This is a genomic window from Brasilonema octagenarum UFV-OR1 (genome assembly GCF_963888615.1).
Taxonomy (GTDB): Bacteria; Cyanobacteriota; Cyanobacteriia; order Cyanobacteriales; family Nostocaceae; genus Brasilonema; species Brasilonema sennae.
This window is the reverse complement of sequence record NZ_CAWPKW010000026.1, coordinates 1-18397: the sequence shown is the minus strand read 5'-3', so window position 1 is coordinate 18397 and position 18397 is coordinate 1. Positions and strand designations below refer to the sequence as shown.

General features: G+C 42.5%; 13 protein-coding genes. 2 read left to right on the top strand and 11 right to left on the bottom strand.

The genetic code is table 11. The features are described from left to right. Positions 1–38 precede the first annotated feature (38 nt). The 10 genes from AC5590_RS01395 to AC5590_RS01350 all read right to left on the bottom strand — a co-directional run bounded on the left by AC5590_RS01395 (position 39) and on the right by AC5590_RS01350 (position 13834). Entirely contained in the window at positions 39–1994 is a 1956-nt protein-coding gene (locus tag AC5590_RS01395; protein WP_169268010.1) for a two-partner secretion domain-containing protein, read from the bottom strand. A 392-nt stretch (positions 1995–2386) separates the two neighbouring features. Further along, positions 2387–2788, bottom strand: a complete 402-nt coding sequence (locus AC5590_RS01390; protein WP_169268009.1) for a hypothetical protein — start codon at positions 2786–2788, stop codon at positions 2387–2389. A gap of 284 nt (positions 2789–3072) precedes the next feature. Beyond that, the gene (locus AC5590_RS01385) at positions 3073–5661 is read right to left on the bottom strand and encodes a tetratricopeptide repeat protein (protein WP_169268008.1); all 2589 of its coding nucleotides are present in this window, start codon (positions 5659–5661) and stop codon (positions 3073–3075) included. Positions 5662–6160: 499 nt separating this feature from the next. After that, positions 6161–7873, bottom strand: coding sequence for a diflavin flavoprotein (locus AC5590_RS01380; RefSeq protein ID WP_169268007.1), 1713 nt, complete (start codon positions 7871–7873; stop codon positions 6161–6163). Positions 7874–8118: 245 nt separating this feature from the next. Continuing rightward, entirely contained in the window at positions 8119–9834 is a 1716-nt protein-coding gene (locus AC5590_RS01375; protein ID WP_169268006.1) for a diflavin flavoprotein, read from the bottom strand. A gap of 954 nt (positions 9835–10788) precedes the next feature. After that, a complete protein-coding gene (coaBC, locus tag AC5590_RS01370) occupies positions 10789–11991 on the bottom strand; it encodes a bifunctional phosphopantothenoylcysteine decarboxylase/phosphopantothenate--cysteine ligase CoaBC (RefSeq protein ID WP_169268005.1) in 1203 nt (400 codons plus the stop codon). After that, a complete protein-coding gene (isiD, locus tag AC5590_RS01365; protein WP_048867923.1) occupies positions 11992–12204 on the bottom strand; it encodes a protein IsiD in 213 nt (70 codons plus the stop codon). 179 nt (positions 12205–12383) lie between these two features. Then, a complete protein-coding gene (locus tag AC5590_RS01360) occupies positions 12384–13016 on the bottom strand; it encodes an alpha/beta hydrolase (RefSeq protein ID WP_169268004.1) in 633 nt (210 codons plus the stop codon). 264 nt (positions 13017–13280) lie between these two features. Continuing rightward, a complete protein-coding gene (locus tag AC5590_RS01355) occupies positions 13281–13613 on the bottom strand; it encodes a DUF5615 family PIN-like protein (RefSeq protein ID WP_169268003.1) in 333 nt (110 codons plus the stop codon). Then, positions 13610–13834, bottom strand: a complete 225-nt coding sequence (locus AC5590_RS01350; RefSeq protein ID WP_169268002.1) for a DUF433 domain-containing protein — start codon at positions 13832–13834, stop codon at positions 13610–13612. The genes AC5590_RS01355 and AC5590_RS01350 overlap by 4 nt, the downstream gene beginning before the upstream one ends. Before the next feature lie 336 nt (positions 13835–14170). Here AC5590_RS01350 and purH point away from each other — a divergent pair, with 336 nt between their 5' ends. After that, positions 14171–15715, top strand: coding sequence for a bifunctional phosphoribosylaminoimidazolecarboxamide formyltransferase/IMP cyclohydrolase (gene purH / locus AC5590_RS01345; protein WP_169268001.1), 1545 nt, complete (start codon positions 14171–14173; stop codon positions 15713–15715). A gap of 970 nt (positions 15716–16685) precedes the next feature. Here purH and AC5590_RS01340 read toward each other — a convergent pair. Then, positions 16686–16988: a hypothetical protein gene (locus AC5590_RS01340; RefSeq protein WP_169268000.1), complete on the bottom strand. Its 303-nt coding sequence runs from the start codon at positions 16986–16988 to the stop codon at positions 16686–16688. Between the two features lie 780 nt (positions 16989–17768). Between AC5590_RS01340 and AC5590_RS01335 the strand changes: the two genes are divergently transcribed. After that, positions 17769–18212: a DMT family transporter gene (locus tag AC5590_RS01335; RefSeq protein WP_169267999.1), complete on the top strand. Its 444-nt coding sequence runs from the start codon at positions 17769–17771 to the stop codon at positions 18210–18212. Positions 18213–18397: the final 185 nt, after the last annotated feature.

The following is an 18397-nucleotide window of genomic DNA, read 5'->3' as shown; positions in this document are numbered from 1 at the left end:
CAACACTATCACTCAAAGATGGTGCTCAACTGCGAACCTTAGTTAGTGAAGCATCTTCCACTCAGCAAGCAGGAAAGGGTGATGCAGGTAATGTCACTGTTGATGTCACTGGACCAGTAACAATTACTGGCGAAAAGGATGGATTTTATAGTGGCATTTTCAGCTTTGTGCAAACGGGGACGACGGTTCCCCCCATTGCCCGTCGTCCCCGTTTGCGCAAAGCTGAAAACCCCACTGTAAAATCCATCCTTGATTCCAGCAATTGTTACTGGTCCTGTGACAGAAACACTGACATTGCCTGCATCCCCCCTTCCGGCTGGCTGGGTGTCAGATGCTTGACGAACTGCAGTTCGCAGTTGAGCACCATCTTTGAGTGATAGTGTTGCTGCCTTGATGTCGATATTGCCACCTTTGCCTACACCTCCTGCTTCCACAGTGCTGAGGATGCGAGTGTCACTACCTGCAAGCTCAACAGCACCTGATGCTCGCACCGACACATTGCCTGCATTTCCTTGTCCTAAGGTACTGCTATTCAGTATGCCACCATTAGTTAAAGAGAAAGAGCCAGAGGAAATGGCAATATTTCCCGCATTACCTATAGCCCCTGTTTCTACATAGTTGAAAATCCCACTGGAAAATCTCCCAACCCCAGTAATCATAACAGGACCTGTAACATCAACAGTGACATTGCCTGCATTCCCCCGTCCACCGGGTTGAGTGTCAGATGCTTGACCACGAACCCCAGCTGCTAGTTGAGCACCATCCTTGAGTGAGAGTGTTGCAGCATTAATGTTGATGTTGCCACCATTACCCACACCGGTTGATTCTACAGTGCTTAAGATACCCTGATTAACAAGCTCAACCGAACCGGACGCTCGCACCGACACATTGCCTGCATTTCCTTGTCCACTGGTGCTGGCACTCAGTTGAGCGCCATCGGTTAAAGAGAAGGAGCCAGTTGTAATATTGATGTTGCCACCATTGCCCGTTGCGTTCGATTGCACATTATTGAAAACACCGCTCCCTACATCACCGCTCCCTACAACTTTTATATCTCCTGTGGCATTGAGCGTAATATCTCCCGCTTGACTACCAACCGTCCCCAAGCCTTCCGCTATTCCACCCTGCAGGATACTTCCTCCGGAAATATCTAAATTGCGAGCATTAACTCCAATACTACCGCCCCCGCCTGAGGTAACATCAACCCTCGCCTCATTCGTCAGCGATACATCACCTCTTTGCACTCCCACAGGAAAACTCAAGCTACCATCACTATTGAGTCCCACCGTCCCAGCAGCAGATAATCCTCCTAACTCAACCCGTCCTCCGAGTGCTGTCAATCTTCCACCATCTAAGTTGACATTACCACCTACTAGTGTTAAAAAATTACCTTCTGGAACAGTAAGACCAACAGGAGTATTACTATTATCAACAGCCCTCGACTGATTGGTAATATTTTTGAAATTTTCCCGATAGCTCAACCCAACCGGAGCAGTTATAGTTAACAATGGCGGTGCTTGGGGATTAGTTGCACTAAACTCAAACCCATTCTTAAATATCAGACTATTTGCCGTACTTCCCAAAAATGAACCACCCATATCCAAGCGGGCATTTGGTCCAAAGATAATTCCATTGGGGTTGATTAAGAACAGATTCGCATTGCCCAACACACCCAAGACACCCTGAATGTTCGAGATATTACCCCCAGTCACTCTGGTGAGTATGTTTGCAATTCCTGCGGGATTAGAAAAATAAGCTCCTCTACCTGCATTTATATTAAATTGCTGAAAACTGTGGAACAGGTTAGCCCCACGAGTCGCCCCTCCATCAATCCTGTCGCTAGGGGTGCCGTTAATTTGGACATTAGGAGTAACAACAGAATTTTCTGCACCGAGACTGTTATCAGGAGTGATTTGTGCTTTGGCGATGGTGAGGTAGCTAAAGCTTGCTAGGGTAGCTAGGGGCAAGGCAAAGAAAAATAGTGGGTGACGCACCAGTTTTATCCTCAATATTTTATGAGTTTTGAATCTGGGATTGGGAAAAATACTTGAAAATTAGTCAAATTATGGCTCGGTAGTACTAATATCAGGTTTTTAGGCTCATAGTCCTTATTTGTAATATTTTGTGACAAAGTTAGGACTTACGCACTGAAAAGCCGAAACCTCGATCCCCCCTGCCCTTATAAAGCTACGGTGTACACACAAGTCATCGCATGACTCGAAATTTCCTCGGAACCTCACCCTGCCCTGTCGGGCATCCCTCTCCTTACTAAGGAGAGGGAAAGATTTTAGCGCAGCTAAAAGCGAGGGTGAGGTTTTGAGCGAGATGTGTGTACACCGTAGCCTTATAAAGGGGATGGGATATTATCGTTGTGGTTAGCGCTTGCTCAAACGTTCCCTTCTTCTAAACTATTTTTTATCTTTTCATACAAAATTCGACTTTCTTCGTTTTCAGAAATACTTACATAGCGAATTAAATTCGCTGTGCATTCAGCTGCAAGAAACGCCAGCCTAACACCGTATGGAATATCCTCTATGAAATGTTGTAACTCGTAATTCTCACAAAATTTCTCTTCAGCTTCTTCTATTTTGCCTTCATTGTTGAGTTGTTCATCTTTGACGATAGAACACATGAGAATTTGAAATTTCACTCCTATTTTTTCTATTGCATTATAAAGTGAAATCTTTTTTTCAAGAGCATAAGCACAAGCACGTAATAATTTAGACAAATCTTCGTGACTGCCTGCTTCAAAAAAGGTTTCTTTATCAAATTCTGGCTCAACAATCATCTTTCGTTTTCTAACTCATTAGACTTCGTGGCAGTTGTCGGGGAAAAGGTTAAGGGGGAAAGGGAAAGGGAAAATAAAAACCCTTTAACCTTTAACATGCACCCCTTTACCCAACAATGCGCAAAAATGACTTTTGCAAGAGTTCTATTATACAAAGGGCGCGACGTCTGTTAATCCAAACCTCTCAAGATTTTTAGTTTTGATTCAGCCAAAATCAATGAAATTCGATCAGCTGCTTCACATCCACTCCATTTTTTCCATGCTAATAACCATGAGCCTGCATTTCAACCTGCTACTGTTGGGTTTCCTGCTGGAATTCCAGTCACAAACTCCTGAAAACGCTTATCTCCAGCAATTTCATCAAAATCTATGTCAGTTGCCGCTTCTTCCTTATAATCAGGATTAATCTCAACTGCCCGTTGCAGATTTTCTAAAGCCAACTTAACCTCTCTTTGCAGTGCGTAACAGGCAGCTTTGTTATAATAAGCGTTGCCGTAGTCTGGTTTTATTTCCAGGGCTTTGTTGAAACATTCAATCGCTTCGTCATCTTGTCCCAGCCTTACTAAGGCGTAACCTTGGTTATTCCAAGCTTTGTAGGACTCAGGCTTGAGTTTGATGGCTTTGTCAAAACAAGTGATCGCTTCTTCATATCGTTCCATTTCTTGCAAAGCAAGAGCTCTGTTGAACCATGCGACACCATCATCCGGCTTAACTTGCGTTGCTTTCTTGAAAGCAATAAAAGCTTGCTTGTGTTTTTGTAAGTATCCCAATGCTACACCAAGATCAACCCAGGCTTGATGGTACTCTGGGTTGATTTTCAAAGCTTGTTCGTAGGAGGCGATCGCATCTTTGTACTGTTTCAACCTCCCTAAAGCCATACCTCTGTTCAACCAAGCAACAGCGTCTTTTGGCTGAATTTCCACTGCTTGGTTGTAAATAGCAAGTGCATCTTCGTAGCGTCTTTGGGAGAAAAGAACATTTGCTTGTTTGAGAATCTCATCAACTTTTGACTCTTGTTGAGTCTGAGTATCTTCTCTCACCTCTGGTTGTTGTGGTACTTGCTGTCTTTTTTCCTGTGCTTTGGGAGTTGCAGATTCGGCGACAGAGGAAGCAGGTGTAACCACAGACTGTGGTACTTGCTGTCTTTTTTGCTCTGCTTTGCGAGTCGCAGATTCGGCGACTGAGGGAGGAGATATGACTACAAGTGGTACCTCCTGTACTTTTTCCTCCACTTTCGCAGTTGCAGATTCGGCGACAGAGGGAGGAGGTGTAACCACAGATAGTTGCTCAAGCATGATTTTTTTTCTTTGTTGAGCATCCTTCTGCAATTCCGAAAGTTGAGATACAAATTCTGCTTCTAATTCTCCCAGCTTCTCAAGAATAGTATTTTTTCTTTGTTGAGCATTCAACTGTAATTCTGAAAACTTAGATGCAAACTCACCGCCAGATTTCTCTAAATTCTCTACTACTGTTTCTTTGCGTTGTTGAGCATCCACTTGCAGTTTCGACAGGAAAGAAGCAAATTCTAAGCGTAATTGCTCTAAACTTTGGATAATTTTGTACTTTTGCTGTTCTGCATCCGATTGCAATCCCGACATTTTCTCTGTCAACTCGGAATTCGATTCTTCTATATTCCCGAGTACAACATCCTTTCGTTGTTGAACACTTTCTTGTAATGCAGACAGTTGTGAGCTAAATTCTAAGCGCAATTGCTCCAAGCTTTCCGTCAGATTGTCTTTTTGCTGTTCTGCATCCCATTGCAATCCCGACATTCTCTCTGTCCACTCGGAACTCGATTGTTCGATATTTCCTAGTGCGATATCCCCTCGTTGTTGAACTTGGTTCTGTAATGTAGACAGTTGTGAGCTAAATTCTAAGCGTAATTGCTCCAAGCTTTCGAGCAGGTTGTGTTTTTGAACTTCTGCATTTGATTGGAATTCTGACATGTGAGATGTCAACTCAGAATTCGATTCTTCTATATTCCCGAGTACGATATCCTTTTGTTGCTGAACACTCTCTTGTAATGCAGACAGTCGAGATACAACTTCTGACTGTAATTGATCCAAATCATCAAAAATCTTGTTCTTTTGCTGTTGAGCACCAAACTCTAATCCAGAGAGTTGAGTTGCAAACTCAAACCGGGACTGTTCGATATTTCCCAGTGCGATATTCTTTTGTTGTTGAACCTCGCTTTGTAATTCAGACAGTTGAGATGCAACTTCTACTTCCCATGTTCTTAAATTTTCAACAGTTGTATTTCTTTGCTGTTGGGTTTGCAATTCTAACTCAGAGACTTGAGCCGAAAATTCATATTCTAAAGTTTTGACGTTTTGTTTAGAATTGTTGATGGCTGTTTCTAATTCTGATGTTAGTTGCTCTTGGATGTTAAATATTTGAGATGGGATTCTAGATAAAGTTTCTTGTTCAGTTGTGATTGTTTGTTGAAGTGCTTCTACTTCTTTATCTAGGTTAGAAGTAATATTTCTCGTTTCTTGGATGAGTTTTTGTGCTTCTTGCTTAACACTCACTAGCTGTTTTTCTAACTCTTGGAGTCCATGTAGCCGTGAGATTGCTTTATCAACTATTTCACGGATAGCAACCCGTCGCAGCAGGAATAAAGCAGCAATGACTGTGACTGGAACAAGAGTCAGCATGGCTAGCCAGACGTTGAGCAAGATAGTATCGCGAAGATAGACGCGATGTTCTTCTGTCAGTCGCGGTAGTTCTTGCTGGTACGGAGTGGAAAGTCCCGGAGGCTGTGGCGAAGAAGGTGTTTGTTGGGCACTGGCAAAACCAACGGACAGTAGAATGGGTGAGAAGACTATACCGCTTCTCAACAATAAGGCGAAGATGGGTTGATTCTTGCTCTTCATAAAGATGATCTATATCCGTTGGTTAGTTTTTGAAGCAGCACAATACTAATTTAGCTTAGTTCCTGAACTTATCTACGTTATCTAATTTTATTGTGATTCTTTTGCCTCACAAACTTTAGCCAAACACCTTTTTAAAAGTTGCACTCTGTGTCGGTGCGCAAAGCGACGAGGACTTAATATAGTTTTGTGACTGAATACGGGTTGGTTTAGATACTCCCAAAGAGGAAATTTAATGTTGCTGTTTTCTTGAGTCATACAAAAAGGACAATACAAAAGACAGAGTGCACAGTTACTAGTATCAATAAATACTAACATGCTTCCCTGATATAACGTTTACCAATATGTATTCAATTGTCCTTGAGGTAAATACGGAAAATTTAGCTCAGCATTTCACAGTTATAAGGCAGTCTCAGTAGTTATACTACTAAAACTGCCCCAATAATTATATATAGCACATTGTTTGTGCGTCAGGAACTAGGGGTGTAGTTTTGCTCAAAGTCTAATAATGATTGCCTGCTTTGCGATGGTGAACGGCTGTCACTGCATCGGCTTTAAGTAGTTTACCATTATCGACAGTTGCATACACAACCCAATGATCACCGCATTCCATGCGTTTGTTGACAGAACATTCAAGATATGCTGAGGAATCAGTGAGAACAATGCAGCCGTTATCAGCAACTTTTGTGGAGAAATTTGCAAATCTGTCTTCTCCAGGCGCAAAAGATTTGCGGAAGTGTTTCATGTATTCTTGCTGATGACCTTCAGGTAAAACATTCAAGACAAATTTACCGCCAGGATACATCAGGGATTCAATTGCCCGTTCTTTGGCGATAGCAACAGTAATACCTGGTGGGTTAAAGGTGGCTTGAGAAATCCAAGACCCCATCATTCCAGTAGAAACTTCTCCAAGCTTTGCTGTCACAACGCAAATTGATCCTACAATCCGACCAACAGCTTGTTCAACAGGAGTCGCTGCAGTTTGAGTCATACGCACTTTTTTGGCTTTTCTCAGGGCTTGGGCAAAGTCTGTACCTGTTTCTTCACACTGTTTAAGCAGGACATCTGAGGGTTTAAACTTGACTTTCATAGTTTCAAACCCAAACCGATATCCCGCATCACGGAGTTTACCTTCAATGAAGTCGAAAGCTTCGCCACTCCATCCATAAGAACCAAATATCCCAGCAAGCTTGCTATTGTCACCGCTGGCTAGCACAGTACCTAAAGCAGTGTGAATGGGAGTTGGTGCGTTACCACCAATGGTAGGAGAACCGATGATAAAGCCCTCAGCTTTGTCAAAAGCTGCACGAATCTCTTCAGGTGAAGCAAACTCACAGTTGATGGATTCTACAGCGACTCCTCCTTTTGTTAAACCAAGGGCGATCGCCTGCGCCAAAGTTGCTGTATTTCCATACGCCGAAGCATAAAGTAAAGCAACGGTAATTTCGCGAGCAGTTTGAGAATGGCTCCATTGCTGATAGGCTTGGGTAAGTTCCACTAGGCCATAGCGTACCAAAGGACCGTGAAGGGTACCCAACATTCTGATTTGTAGTTCTGATATTTTCTCTAGGGCTGCTTGTACATGAGTTGCATGAGGAGCCATCAAGCAATCAAAATAGTAGCGCTGGTCTTCTTTTAAAATGCCCCAATCTTCATCAAAGACTTCTTCACCACAGATATGAGCACCAAATAGCTTATTAGTGTACAGTATCTGAGTTTGCTGGTCATAAGTACAAAGACCTCCAGGCCAACGAGGGCTGGGAATGGGGAGACAGCGCAAAACATGACCCTTACCTAAATCCAGAGTTTCTTTCCCCCGCATCGTCATGATGTTCAATTTGTGATTGGGGAAAGTTGCACTCAAATTGGCAGCACTAGGAAGCGAACAAACAAAAGTCAGTTGTGGTGCTAGTTCTAACAGAGCTTTAAGAGTTGCGATTCGGTTAGGATTAAAGTGACCTAGAATAACGTAATTTAAGTGTTTCAGTTCAAGAGACTGCTGTAATGCGTCTAGAAAAATTTGTGTGAAAGTTTCTGGGGGTGGGTCAATAATTGCAGTTTTATCACCCTCTATTAAATAGCAATTCGAGGTGGTACCTTTTGCTAGTGCGTATTCAATTTCAAACCGTAGACGTGTCCAACTACGTGCCCTTAGTACTGTCGTGTTTGTAGCGATTGGTAGAACTTGTACGTCGCGGGGATTGGGATTATTCATAGTTGTCGAGTGAGGGAGATTCTGAGATAGGGGGATGAGTGGACCTCCTATGCCTAACGGCACGCTTGCGCGAACGGAGGAATTCAAAGTATGCCCTTCGGGCACGCTACGCGAACAAAATTCAAAGTTCAAAAAAAAGAATTCTTAATTTTGAATTTTGAATTGATAATTTTGAATTTGAGTGCAGCGAGTGGGGGGGCAATGGGGTGATGGGATGATATTCTCTCCCAATCTCCCCAGCTTAATTAGTAGTAAGTGCCTACCTTGCGATGGCGAACAGCTGTGAGTCCCTCTGGTTTGGAGACTTTACCGTCAGCAACTGTACAATATAACAGCCAGTGGTCGCTGCATTCGATGCTGCTGACAATTTCACATTCCATGTAGGCAAGAGCGTCTGTGAGAATGGGGGAACCATTTTTGGCTGTTTGGGTTTTGACGCCAGCAAATCTGTCACCACCAGGAACTAAACGCTTGAGGAAGTGTTTCTTTAATTCTTGATAATTTCCTTCTTCCAAAACGTTAAGGACGAACTTATCACCCACTTGCATCAAAGAATCTATGGCACGATCTTTGGCGATCGCAACTGTAAATCCTAAAGGTTGCAAGCTGGCTTGAGCCACCCAGGAAGCTAGCATTGCCCCTTGAACATCATTCTTTTGGGTTGTGATAATGTAGAGTCCGTTGCTAATCCGACCGAGTGCTTTTTCTAAGTTGGCGTCGATAGACTTGATTTGCTTGATGTTACGTTCGCGAACAAGCAATTGTCCTAAGTCTATACCTGCTTCTCTACACACTTGGTGAGTAGCTGTGCTGGGAGTTTGTTTGATGCGGATTGCTGGGAAAGCTTCCTTAATACCAAGGTCGAGAAATTTTCTGCGAAGTGTATCAATAGGTTCATCATCTCCGCCGTAGCACTCAAACAGTCCAACGACTTGCTTCTTGACGACGCCTAAGAGCGAACTGATAGCAGCATGAGCTGCAACGTTAGCACTTGGAGGCATACCGATAAGAATGCCAGCTGAGCGAGCTGCGAGTTCTTGAATTTCTTGGATTTCAGCGGTGGTAAGATCCATCACTTCGACGCCAAGCCCAGTTTTCTGCAACCCTTCAGCAATTTCGTGGGCAAGTTCCTGACTGTGTCCGTAGTCGGAGACATAATATAAGCCGACTATTGTTTGTGCCTGAACTTGTCTATGACTCCAAGTTTGGTAACATTCCCTAAGAATATCAAGATGGTGGTAAAGTAGGGGTCCGTGTCCATTGGCGATGATTTTAATTTTCCCAAGGTCACCCATTTTATTCATGGCATTCACGAGGGAACGGGCGTTGGGACCCATCAAGCAGTCGTAGTAAAATTTGAAGTCAGGTTCAATGGCATCTAGATTGATGTCAAAGGTATCATCGCTGCAATAGTGCATGCCAAAGGCATCGCAAGTATACAGGGTTTCGGTTTTGTGGTCGAAGCTAAATATTGTATCGGGCCAGTGTAGGTTAGGTGCACTCACGAATTCGATTTCGTGTCCAAGACCAAGATCTACGCGATCGCCACTCTTGACAATCCGCTTAGAAAACGGGTCGTGTACCAGGTTTTCCAGAAACTGGAGTGCAACTTTTGACGCTAAAACAGTCGCTCTAGGAGCTAACTGGAGAACATCTTCCACTAAGCCACTGTGGTCTGGTTCTGTGTGGCTGACAATAATGTAATCAATCGCCTTCGGGTTGATCAGGCTTTTGAGCGTATTTAAATAAAGGTCGCGAAACTTGGTGTGAGCAGTGTCAATAAGAACTACCCGCTCACCTTTGATCAGATATGAGTTGTATGTCGTACCGTTTTGCAAACCGAATTCTATATCAAAGCGATCGCGGTCCCAATCAAGACAGCGAATCGCCGTTGTATTAGGGGCTATTTCAACAGTTTGTACAGTTAGCCGTTTTTGGACGTTCTCTGCGAGCGCTACCATTCGTCGCCTCCGGGCACAAATTATCAGTCTTAGTTTCTGCTTCTATTTTGCTCATAAATATTTTTGTAAAGTTGTTACATATTTTATTTTTTTTAAAAGTCAAGATGTAGTTAAAATTACTCTTTACAGGCGTTTTTTTTTACTTATAAATTGTTATTGAGACTCTTTTAAAAAATACTACAATTCTATCAATCAAATTTTCATTTTAATCCATTACTTTTATGACAAATTGTTATCAGAATTAACTTCGTGTTAACTAGTTTGTAACAAGAAGCATAGATTTTGCAACCGTTGTGTTTAATATAGCAATCGTATTTGATTTGTGTGAAAGTGCCTACGCGTTGCGCATAAATTGAAGATATATATAGCAATCCTATTTGAGTTGTAAAAATTATCGTTCGCGCAGCGTATCCGGAGGACATACCGCCAAGACGAGCCAGTGCGTTGGGCGGCGAGCCGCGCTTGTTGCACCTGGCGTGCCAAGAGCGCCAAGAAAAGAAATAGAGAATTTTATGAATGATTTAGGACTGCTATAGCAGGGTAAGCGCGTCTCAAACACTATTGACAAGCGGATTTAGACGTATCATCTCTGAGCTTTTTTAATTGGATTAATCTGAAAAATAGCTTGTCCTCTATTGGTAATATTTAAAAAGTAACCAGCTTCAACCAGTTTTTGAATTTTCTCTGGTTCTTTGGTTCAGAGGGTACGAGGTACATTTTTGGTAAGCATATTAATGAGATTTTGAATAATATTAATCATCTTGTCAAAAATTGTAAGTAATTAAGCGGACATGATATCACAACTCATATGGGATTGCTATATACGAATCTGGTTTGTTCTGGTGAACAACTCGTCAGGGCGCTTAACAGGGAACCCTTAACAGGGAAAAAGCAATAAAGATATACTGAGTTTTTTAAGCCAAAGCGCAGGCATTGACTTGTCAGTTCCTTTGGTTATTTCTTTTCCAATAAATCAAAAATATGATGAGCCATTTCTAATTTGGAACAAGGAGGAATTTCTATTCTTTGTCCTTGCTGATCCAAAAATATGGCTCGATTATGATCACTTCCAAAACCGCTATCCGGTTCATCGATAGGGTTAGCAATAATCGCATCCAGATTTTTACTGTGCAATTTCTCTAGGGCTGGTGTGACAATATCTCCTGTCTGTGCTGCAAAGCCAATTAATTGTTGATGTGATTGTTTGAGACGTGCCAATTCTCCAACAATATCTGGTACTGGTTCCAAAGGTAAAGCTTGAGGAAGTGATTTTTTTGGCAACTTGTGTTGACTGTACTCCCGTGGCTTGACATCCGCCACTGCTGCGGACATGACAATTATATCTGCGCTTGGTAAGTACTCCACCATACTTGCTCGCATTTCTTCTGCACTCACAACAGGAATTGCTTGCACTCCTAATGGTACATCCCAACTCGCCGGAGCATGTACCAATGTCACGCTTGCTCCTCGGTGCAGTGCTGCTTGTGCTAAAGCTAACCCCATTTTTCCTGTGGAAGGATTGCCAATAAACCGTACTGGATCAAGATACTCTCGTGTTCCCCCTGCACTAATCAACACGCGCTTACCTAACAAATCTCGCTTCCCTGTGGTGTGTAACAAGGATTGAACATAAGTAATAATCTCTGGGGGTTCTGCCATTCTACCAGCACCAACGCGATCGCACGCCAACAACCCCGACCCTGTACACATTCCATGAAATCGATTATCTGTCAATAATTGTTCCCAATTACGTTGCACCACCTGCTGTTCCCACATATCAGTATTCATTGCTGGCGCTAGCAATACGGGACAAGTTGAAGCCAAAACAGTATTTGTGAGCAAATTGTCAGCCATACCATAAGCTAACTTTGCTAATGTGTTTGCTGTTAGAGGTGCAATTACAATTAAATCTGCCCACTCACCTAAATCAATATGTAATGGACGAAAGTGAGTTGATTGCCAAAAATTTTCATCTGTATAAGCTGGATGACGGGAAAGTGTTGCTAGAGTCAGAGGCGTAATAAATTTTTGTGCTGAATTAGTGAGAATTACTTTTATTTCCACTCCAATTTTAAACAAAGTGGAAACAACCTCACAAATTTTATAGGCGGCGATACCGCCGCCTATTGCAATCAGAACCCGTTTCTTCTGAAACATCTACGCCTCATCGTAGGGTTCTAAATCTAAAAGGTGAATGTATGATTCAACTAACTCTGGACGCGAAAAGGCGATCGCTCGTAGTAAATGCCAATCATTCAAACCCTCAAAAGCATTACTGTAATTATCCTGCTCCAGACGTGTCGCTAACACTTCCACCTCTTGTGGAGTGATGGTAGCAATTTCTCTTTTAGAAATGCTTAGAGTTTTCATAGTGCTTGCCCCTCCCATTAGCAGCATTTGCATCCAGCATGGGTTGAGTTGCGCTTGACGCAGCCACCCAATATATATTACTCACTTGCGAGCGATAATTTCGTGAAAATTTTACAGATTTATCAGATAATTCGTAAAATTTTGCTAACCCAAATTAAGTAAAGACAAATTAAGAGTCTTTATGCATTGACAATAACAAAATTTCGTAAAAACTCTAGCATTTCTGGTCGGATTTCATGACCCATGTCAAATTCATAGTATTCTACAGCAGCCCCGAGAGATTCAAGAAATTTTCGTGCTGAAACAGCAGCTTGTAATGGCACAACTGTATCTTGTCTTCCATGCATAATCAGAACAGGTGGTAGAGACGCCACATTTTGTGTTTTCACACTTTTTACATCTTGATGTAAATAACCACTTAAAGAAATTAAACCAGCTAGGGGTAACTTTAATCCTACGTCTAAAGTCATAGCCCCGCCTTGAGAAAATCCGCTCAAAATTGTCCGCGACAAAGGCACACCAGTGCTCTTTTCTAAAGATTGCAACCAATCTGTTAGTTGCTGCCTACTTTCTACTAACCCTTGATACATATTTTCCATCCGAAGGTCATACCACGCTCTCCCAACAGAGGAATTAGGATGAGGAAAAGGTGCATTCGGAAACAGAAACTGATAATCTGGTAAATTAAAAAACCGCGATAAAGACGCCACATCTTCAGCATTGGCACCCCAACCATGTAAAGTGACAATTAAACCCTTTGGTGGTTGCCCCGTTTTTGGAGGTACGCTGATAAAATCTAGAGTGTTAGTCATTAGTTATTAGTTATTGATCATTGGTCATTAATCCTTAGTCATTACAGATGACGAGGGACAAAGGACAGTCAAGCATAAAAAGTATGCAATGACAAGATAAAAATTTTTGCATCAGCAATACTAAGGACTCCACTGGCATAAGGGCACAATTGAGCGGCGGTAGACAACCTTTGCATCTCTACCAATATAGCCGCAAGTAACCTCAGACACTCACAAATAACCTTCGAGGCTCGGGTGTGGGGGTTGTTATGCGGCGGTTCCACACTACATCAACACCAAAATACTTTCCGTTTCGCTACTTTCAAATTGAGTGATCGTATCAAAATTATCTCTCAATATTTGAATAATCTTCGATGTTGGACTGTTACCAATACGAAGATAAATAAACTTGGGTGGATGACCATAAAGTAAACTGCGCTGATGGAAGTCAGAATCTTTGGAAACAATCACAAAATCATTCGCCTTTGCATGTTCCCAGATAACTGTATCATCAGTATTTGTCAGTCCTAAAGTTTTGACATGCTCAGAATTAGGATACAAATCGACAATCCTGTGAATGATTCGGTCTGATAGGTTTTCATCCAATAGCAGTTTCACAGGGATGCCACAAATAACTTTCTCTCACGATCAGCTGCAAAAGCAAGACAAGCTTTGATATCTTCTGAGGTGAGTTCAGAAAAATCTTCCAAAATTTCTGCTTCGGTCATCCCACCTGCCAGATATTCCAAGATGTCGTACACGGTGATTCGCATTCGCCGAATACACGGCTTGCCACTACGCTTTCCAGGCTCTATTGTAATGATGTCTTGGTAATCCATAATGTGACAGTTGGTAAAAATATTCGCTTACATTCATCATATTGAGAAGTTTTGTTTCCCAATCACGAACATCGTACACCGCTAAAGCTTGTTTGCGTCGCTAATACATTTGCCTAAGGTTACAAAATGTCATAAATCAGAACAGTACCACCTTTTATGGTGGGCTTGCTGTTGAACTATTCTGAAGATGACCAACTTTTAATAATAGCTCTGATGATATCGATATAGCGACTATCCAATGCTTTGTGTTCAGCCGCTTTGTGTCTATGTGCCCTTGCGGTTTATACAATAGACATCTGCACTAACTGTATTTACACCAAAGGGAACCCAGGAAATATGGCGCGTCTAGCACTGCTGAGTGTATCTAACAAAACAGGATTGATTGACCTTGCCCGTAGGTTAGTAAAAGAATTTGACTTTGAATTCATTAGCAGTGGAGGAACAGCCAAAGCACTGAAAGATGCAGGGCTACCAGTCACAAAAGTTGCTGATTACACAGGTTCTCCAGAAATCCTAGGTGGTCGAGTCAAAACCTTACATCCTCGGATACATGGCGGGATTTTAGCACGGCGAGATGTACCCGAAGACATAGCAGATTTGGCAAATAACCAAATTCGCCCGATTGATTTGGTTGTGGTGAATCTTTATCCTTTTGAAGAAACTATCGCAAAACAAGGGGTGACTTTACCTGAGGCAATCGAGCAAATTGATATTGGTGGTCCTGCTATGCTGAGGGGAGCATCAAAAAACTTTCCTCATCTGACAGTTTTATGTGATCCAGCGCAGTATGAAGAATATTTACAGGAAATGCACCGCTCAAATGGTGAACCATCTCTAGAGTTTCGGAAAAAGTGTGCCTTAAAGGGATTTTTGCATACGTCTAGCTATGATCAGGCGATCGCCGCATACCTGAGTCAGAACCTTAGCAAAGAGGCGGAATCACCTCAACACTACACCCTTAAAGGCAAACAACTACAATCTCTCCGTTACGGCGAAAATCCTCATCAAAGTGCCGCCTGGTATGAAACTGGTACGACTTCAACTGGATGGGCAGCTGCTACTAAACTTCAAGGCAAAGAACTCAGTTACAATAACTTGGTTGATTTAGAAGCCGCACGGCGGATTATTTCTGAATTCACCGATACACCCGCAGCAACAATTATCAAACATACGAATCCCTGTGGTGTCGCCTTGGGACAAAGCATTCAAGAAGCTTACCAAAAAGCATTCAACGCGGACTCTGTTTCTGCTTTTGGTGGAATTGTTGCACTAAACCGTCCGATTGATGCTGGAACTGCTACTGAGTTAACAAAGACGTTTTTAGAATGCGTGGTTGCACCAAGTTGTGATGCCGAAGCACAAGAGATTCTGGCTGCTAAATCAAAAGTGCGAGTCTTAATTTTACCAGATTTGAGTTGTGGACCGAAAGAAACTGTAAAAGTTATTGCAGGTGGTTTCCTGCTGCAAGCTTCAGATGACGCGGTAGCCAACACCAGTACATGGCAAATCGTCACCGAAAAGAAACCAAGTGATGATGAGTTAGAAGAATTGCTGTTTGCTTGGAAAGTTTGCAAGCACGTTAAGTCTAATGCGATTCTTGTGAGTGGCGATCGCACGACTTTGGGTGTGGGTGCAGGTCAAATGAACCGTGTTGGCTCAGTTAAAATTGCCTTAGAACAAGCTGGGGAAAAAGCCAAAGCAGCAATTCTCGCCAGTGATGGATTCTTCCCCTTTGATGATTCAGTCAAAACAGCAGCCGCAGCCGGAATTAAGGCAATTGTCCAACCAGGGGGAAGTATGCGGGATCAAGATTCCATACTCGCTGCTAATGAACTGGGTTTAGTTATGGTGTTCACGGGTATCCGTCACTTTCTACATTAAAAATATCTTTCCGAAGAGGGATGTATAATTTGAAGTAAGTCATAAGACATAGAAAAAATCCCAACTCTATGTCTTAAGACAGTAGAGCAGTTGCTGAAGTGTCACCCTTTAGAATTGTGATCTCATTTAACCTGTGATATTGTTTATATGGTGTGAGGAGTAAGTTGAAAACAAAAAGCGCTTGAAGTCGAAACACGGCCAGACGTTCAAGCGCTTTTTGCTTTGCTAAATTCAACACAGAAGGATCAGTTTTCAAAGTGTCACCTAGGTTACTTGCTCTTTGATAAAGTCAATGTTATTTTCTAGGAGTGTGTGTGAGGAGCAAGTGTAAACAAAAAGCATTTGGGATGGAAACACGGTAACACTCCTGAGTGCTTTTTGTTATCTTTTTTATCTTATAGGTGTGATCAAGCTCTCGTTTTTATAAGTCGGTACGGGTGAGCTTCTTGTGAATCTTTAAGCTCTGTAAGGCAGTGCTAAGCAATTCAAAATTGAAGAAGAATTTAGAAGTTAGAATTTAGGAGTCAGAATTAACGGTTCGGCTACGCTTACACTTGAAGCTGAGCGAAGCGATGCACTGAGCGTGGTCGTTGTGTCGAAGCTTCAATCAGTAAGGGATTCTGATCCGCCACTAATTGTTGACCACGCTCATCAAAGATAAGCGTGGAGGACTTAAAGCCGCTTATTTATCCGCCAGTCGAAAGAATTTCCCAAGCTGAATTCTGGCTCGTGAGTCCTGAATTCTTTCTTGTGAAAAACATCCTTTACTATGCCGTTCATTGACAAGTTGGACAATCTTGGACGGTATTTGAAATCAGTGAACAGCTACCATAGCTGTTCACTGATTTTATTATTTCGGTTTGATAAGTTTCTAGAAACTTGGGATCAATGAGTAGATTTGTTTTGGTTACAAAACTTTAGCTTTTCACAACCTCAGTTTATTTACTGCATTTGATACGAATTCTCATCCTCATGAATTTACAAATATTTCCTGATATCTTCGATTGATTTCCTCAATTACTGTAGCCATTTGAGTCAATTTGACAGCACACAAACCAGCTAATAGTGCCAAATCTATATCGTTCACTACATCCTGATATTCGGAATTAAAAAAGCCTTCTTTATCATGCAGTTTGGAAATTTCAAAACTAAGTTCAAGCAAAGCCCTAGAAAGTTCCGTTTGCTCTCGAATAGCATACCCACAAGCCGTGAGAAGTCCGGCTAACTCTGGGTAACTCAGAGTATCTACAATGTCTACAATTTGGTTTACCATAGTTGTGGAAATCCATTTCTAATGGGTTTTACGGAAACTTGAGAAGCAACCTTCGGATTGGTGTCTGGTGTTGCTTCTCTTTTTCAAATTCATTGAAAGCTTTAAGCTTTCTTGCGTTAATTGATTGTATCTTTTTCCAAAGGACTGCTATACAAGCTATTGGGACATTTTTACCTCTTTATTCAGTGTTAGGAGTTGCGCTTGGCACGCTTTGGGCTTAGCGCAAAGTGTCCTGTAGGCATACACTCAATCGCCACTGAATCAGTTTTGGTTGTATCAGTCGCCTCATCCTCCTTGCAAAGTTCACATCTTGCACCAAGCCTCAAGAAGTGAGAACAAGGGCGTGAACAGCGATGGGAGGCTGATATCTTGCAGCTAACAAGAAAAATCGTTCATAAATAAATAAATGTATGTAAGAAAGTGACATTAAAAACTGGAACACTCCTCAGTATAGTAAAGTATTTAATATAACTTATTTTTAGCATAATGCTACGTAAAAAGAAAGAGTAATAAGCGTGGGCAAATAGTGATGTGTTTTTTATTCCAGAATAAACAGCCTTTTTCTGAGGCGACTCCTGAGTGCGATCTCGTCGAACGTGTCTACAGCGTTGTTGCCTTTACCTACCTGGCGCTTGTCCATACTGATTGGCATGATTTTTGCACAAGCTAGATAGAGAAAGTGAATTTGATGGAGAAGTCAATGAACGTACTGAACCACAGAAATTTGCTCAAGAAAGCGGCTATTTTCGTAGCAGTCAATAGTGTTACCATTACATCCACATGAAAATCGGCATTTACCTGTTCATCATCGTCGGGGGTCTGCTCCAGGCCTGCGGCTCAGCTATGAACGCGCAGCTTTATCGCTCGTTGAAAAACCCGTGGCTCGCCTCACTGGTTTCTTTCAGTCTCATCGTCGCCTTTTTCATTTGCGCCGTCGCCGTTGTTCCAAAGCCGCTGCCATCCTTGCGAGACATCCAGCTAATGCCTTGGTGGGCACCCTTGGCTGGGTTAGTCGGCGCGGTAGCCGTGTATGCCGGGCTGAAGCTAGTCAGCGAGGTCGGTACGGGCACTTACACCGCGCTCAACGTCAGCGCCGCGATCATTATGTCCCTCGCCATTGACCACTTCGGCCTGTTGCACGTTGAGCCGCACTCCTTCAACTTGATGCGCGGCGTGGGTACGTTTATGCTGATCGTTGGCGTCACGCTGATCTCGCGCTTTTAGGAGCTGGACCGGCGTCCGTCCTGTGGGATGAAATTTTCCCCTACCCATTCGCTGGGGAAATTAATTAAACGGATAGGTTTTCTGCTATATAAAACCTAGACAAGTCTAGACATTTACTTCTTTCTTCATAGGGAGCATGGGAGCGGTTATCCCTCAGAAAGCATTCACGCCAAAGCCCTGCGCGA